4 protein-coding genes are annotated in these 4,980 nt (G+C 45.5%); 2 read left to right on the forward strand and 2 right to left on the reverse strand.

Annotated features, from left to right (window positions below):
* The first annotated feature begins 84 nt into the window (after positions 1-84).
* Entirely contained in the window at positions 85-1,119 is a 1,035-nt protein-coding gene (locus GF309_00370) for a glycosyltransferase (protein MBD3157214.1), read from the forward strand.
* 27 nt (positions 1,120-1,146) lie between these two features.
* On the opposite strand, the gene GF309_00375 is transcribed toward GF309_00370, so the two are convergent.
* Positions 1,147-2,310, reverse strand: a complete 1,164-nt coding sequence (locus GF309_00375; protein ID MBD3157215.1) for a glycosyltransferase — start codon at positions 2,308-2,310, stop codon at positions 1,147-1,149.
* 123 nt (positions 2,311-2,433) lie between these two features.
* The gene (locus GF309_00380) at positions 2,434-3,993 is read right to left on the reverse strand and encodes an oligosaccharide flippase family protein (protein ID MBD3157216.1); all 1,560 of its coding nucleotides are present in this window, start codon (positions 3,991-3,993) and stop codon (positions 2,434-2,436) included.
* A gap of 236 nt (positions 3,994-4,229) precedes the next feature.
* Here GF309_00380 and GF309_00385 point away from each other — a divergent pair.
* On the forward strand, positions 4,230-4,980 hold a 751-nt coding region (locus tag GF309_00385), incomplete at its 3' end, for a hypothetical protein (GenBank protein ID MBD3157217.1).

The following is a 4,980-nucleotide window of genomic DNA, read 5'->3' on the forward strand; positions in this document are numbered from 1 at the left end:
GCATTTACTGAATTTTGTGCAATACTCATTTGATAACAAGTGTTTTCAGTAGGCCATATATGGAAAGGTGGGTGGTTGCTTAATATGGCGCGAAAGGAGGAAATCCTGTTCCTGTCGCATAATGTCAGGCATCAGAGATGTCATTATCTGATTTCGACATTGAATCAGGAGCACCAAGTAGTTATTCCCAGTCGTATTGCAAAGACAAGCAGCCGATTATCCCTTAGCGCTGGATCCGCATCGAATATGTTATACTTGGGACTTTCTGCTTTCGGCCAACAAAGACCGATGCATCTAGATGGTATCGATGTATTCATCCACCCATTCATGAGAAATGGCAAGTACTTGCATGATTACCATGTACCACTTGTAGATGAACTTCGGTGGCTTGGTCTTGATGCTATGGCGGCTATTGCCTATGCACTTCTGCCGGATAGTATATCCAAGGCCAATGTTGTGATAGCACCAAATGTCGAAATGCTAGCTGATGCAGCCAAATACACCAAACTTCCCGAATATTACATCATCCCCAATTATCCACCCAAGAGTTTTCACAGGGATATCAAGAAAGAAGAGGCTAGAGCTTCTCTGGGGATTCCGGCATCAGAAACAATGGCCCTGTTCGTGGGTGGTGCCAGGCTCGAATCGATTTATGGCATTCACTTGTTAATCAAGACGTGGAAGGAAGTCACAAGGAAGCGAGATGCAAAACTGTATGTGGTAGGACCCAAAAACCAGCTCCCCTTCACGCCAGATATCTACACCAAACTCAAGAGAAAAGGAATCATCTTCACGGGCAAAAGAGTCCATACCCAAATCCCGATATGGATTGCTGCTGCAGACCTTTGCCTTTCACAACGAACACCGGGATTCCCGGTGCGTTTCTACAACATCCACGATAGTCTCAAACTGTCTGAATATGCTCTTTTTGAGAAACCCATTGTGGCCGCAGGATATTCGGAACATCCAGACTACATCAGTTCCAAGACTGATGTGGAATCCTACTCAGATGCAATACTGAGGGGGTTTGATGGAGAAGCGCCAAAACCAACACCTCATACCTGGGAGGAAAACATTCCAAAAATCAAGAAAGCATATGAGACCCTTGCTAATTCTTAGCAGCATATCTTCTTTGTGATATCCAGACTAGAATTCTGAAACAGTTTGTATCATTTTGGTAAGCCTATCAACAATTCGATTCCAGTTGTATTCCTTTACGCATTTCTCTCGAGCCAGCTCACCCATTTTCTTGTATGCATCTGGCTTCTCTTTCCACAAGGTATAGAACCGTTGAATTGCCTTTGCAAGAGCTCTCGGGTTGCTAGGAGGAACCATCATTCCATAGTCACGCTCAACAAAAGTTCGGGGTCCAGGGATATCAGATGTGATTACAGGAACCCCGCAAGACATTGCTTCCATAGCAACCAGCCCAAATGTCTCGCGCTTGGAGGGCATGACGAACAGGTCCGCTCTTCTGTACCGGCGTAGCAATTCTTTTTCCCCAACAAAGCCAAGATAGGAGACATTATGTGTCCTTTGAGCAAACTCGTCGACTTTTTCGGCAAGTGGTCCAGTCCCACATATTCGGAATCGAGGACGAAGTGATTCATCAAGTTCTTGATTCAGCAGGGTGATAGCTTGTATGAGTACGTCAATACCTTTCTGCTGGTCTAGTCTTCCAACAGACAGCACCTGAAAATCATTTGTTTTCTCGGATTTGGCAGGTGAAAACCAGTCAACATCGACACCATTGGGAATCAAGAAGACTTTATCCAATCCCCATTTCTTGTATGTCTCGTAGTCCTCTCTATTCAAGACATGAAATGCATCGAAGCATTCCAGAAGAGCCCGGGAAATGGTCTTAGTGTAGGTGTCTTTCAAGATCTGGCCCTGAAACATGCTAGCATGTTGTGCACTGATCACAGGTACACCTGGGGCTATAATTGTCGCCAGATTCACAAGCATATCTTGGAAAGCGTATGCATTTAGAAAATATACACAATCATGTTTCCGGATTGCTCCGCTGAGAGCTAGAAGTGATTGTCCAGAAAGCATTGGGTGATTGATCCTCTCGAAAACTGAGGAACAAGGGATTTCGATGTACCTAGCACCGGCTTGGATAATCCTCTCAACATGGTCTTTTGTTGATGTTGCTCGGTAGCTCTTCGGAATGAATGAGGTTGTCATCAAAGTGACATTAATTCCCTTTCCGACAAGACGGGGAATAACTTCGGCCAGCCATCTATCACCACCGCCACCCATTCGTGTGCTTAGAGGGTTATACATAAGCAGCTTCAGTGGGTCCGACATGGCATATCATCCGGTATGTTTCTTCGAATGCTGGTTCCTTAAGAGCGTTATTAGAGAATCGAGACATAAGACACTAAGAATAGCAGGTAGTACCCCACTAGGACGTTCGGATCTACGATTTGGCTAGGCAGTCTCTTCCTCTGATTTCTCTGGTTCAAACAGGATATTCTCCACTTTGTTGATTGGCCAATGCAGTACGGATGGAAGGAGAGACCGGGCGATTCGAAAATCGAGTTCCCGAGGTTCTCGCGAGATAATCAACAGAAGCAGGTAAACACCAAGCGAAAGAACTGCTATCAAGGCGAGACCAATAAGGCCAGGAGGGGCAATGAAGTACGTCACCAAGCCAGCAATTAAGGAAGACCCCGTGATTCGAACAACCGGTTTAGCAATCGATGAGAAGCCGCGAACCCCTTTTTGCCATAAACGACCAACCGATGTCAAAAGAAGTATGAATATGTATGAACAACGAATCAGCGCACAACCAAGCAAACCAAACCACGAAATGAGAAACCAGCAACCCACGATTTCGAGGCCAATAACCGCGATGCCAGTAACAACAAAGAACATCTTTTCCTCCATGGATCTAAGAACAGCATGCAGCCCATAGACAACCCCCCAGACCACGTACGAGAACACCAGAATGGAAAACGAAAGGGAGGCACCAGGGTAGTTTGCATATTGTGCACCGAAGAGAATCTGAAGAAAAGCATGGGAATTCAGGGCCAGTATTGCACCAGCGGGAAACAGCAAAATGAGGATGTACCGAACGAGTGTGGTAACCACCTCGCCCATGGATTTCCCCGATTCGTGTACTTCATCGGTGTTCTCCAGACCCACTCGAATCCTGGTCAAGATAGGGTACGTAGCAGAAGAAACCGTCAGTGAAACAAGACTGAACATGAAGAGTATCCGCAGAAAGACATCATACACGGCAAGAGCAGAAAGGTTCGTCAGCTGCAAGAGAATTATTCTATCAGTATTCTGAATTGTTACATCGATTGTCTGGAATGCCAAACTTGGTAGGCCAAAGGAAAGTACAGAGGTCATTCCCACATCTTTTGATTTGACATCAATTCCAGAAACCGCCGCATAACCGAAAACAAGGACAGCCACAATCTCAGCCAGCAACCACCCAAGCATGACTCCCACTACATCCCATCCCAAGAAGACAAGGGCAACCGTTCCGACGAGGCGTACGCCATTGAAGAGCGTTCTACCTGCAGCGAGTTCTTTCACCTCATATCGAGCTAGGAGAAACGAGTCTAAGAACACTTCCAGAGAGGAGAAGGGACCTACGATGATAGCAAGAAGCAGTAGGTCTGCGGAGAGAGTTGTAGCACCAAGAAAGAAGGGGAAAGCCGCCAATATGAATACCGCAATGGCACTTGATGAAGCTGCCACAACGCCCAAGGACTGTTTCAGAAATCCCTTGACTCGTCCTAATTTTCCTGCTGCTTCCTGTTCTGGAACAAAAAGCGGGGATGCATGATTGAGACCGGCTGCTCCAAGAAACTGCAGAAAGCCGTATATCACACCGAGAATAGCCACTTGGCCCATTTGTTCTTGGAGAAGAAGCCGGGTCAATAGTGAGAGATTGAGCACTCGGAAGAAACCTGTCAAAACTGATTGGAACATCAACACCGATGTGCCTTTTGCAGCCTGTGCCGCTTCCTGAGCCATTCCTTCACGACCTTCTTCTCAAATCATGCTTCTACTAGGATGTTCTGGTCAGGAGACCTAGCTAAATCAAGCTATCGTCTCCCAAATCGACTATTGACAGAGTATCATGAGATGGAAAACCAAAGGGAAGTTTTGTCGAAAAGATAATTACGGACCAAAGGGATGAGGTTGAGAAGAGGGCTGGAAAGGCGACTGAATCTGGGTCGAACCCTATCAGAACAGATTAGATGGAATTCATGGAAATGGTAGTCAGGTTTAGAATCTCACCGAGTGAGGGTAACCAAGCTTCAGAGGGAATACCACAAAGTAGGTACATAGCGTGTCTCGTAAATGACAAACAATCAGGGATGAGCGTTCTAGGAATTGGACACAAGACCGGAAAGATGGATTTGGATGTACTGTCAAGCTTCTTTTCCGCTGTAGAATCTTTCTCGAAGGACACTGGCTCGGGCTCACTCAAGAAGGTGAAGTACAGGAATTCTGTGATAACAAGAACAGCTGGCTCTCGATTTGATGCGTGGTTGATAGCTTACAAGGTGAATAAGGCGAGTCAAAGAAGAGATAGGTCTAAGCTTGAACGCTTGGTAAGGAGACTGGAAGCGAATGAGGATATCCAAATAAGAGCGGATTCAGCCAACGGTGATGTGCGAGGTTTGAAGGAATATATTTTCGAAATCATCCAAACATTTCCATTTCATGCTATAGACTTTGATTTCATGGAAAGGTACAATGCACAACTGACAGGAAACATTGAGCAATTCGAAGAGCGAATACCATATTGCAAAGGTAATACGCATCGGACTTTTGAATCGGTATCAATGGTCATAAACGGGAAGAGAAACATCGACGAGATCATAGAATACTTTGAGGATCCCGAATTACTGAACGAACAAGAGCCTCCTGATGACCTCACATATAGAGAAGTTGTGGCGGTCATAGATTCTCTTTTCAATTACGATTTTCTATACTTTGAACACAAGCTTCTAC

Source organism: Candidatus Lokiarchaeota archaeon (assembly GCA_014730275.1).
Lineage (GTDB): Archaea > Asgardarchaeota > Thorarchaeia > Thorarchaeales > Thorarchaeaceae > WJIL01.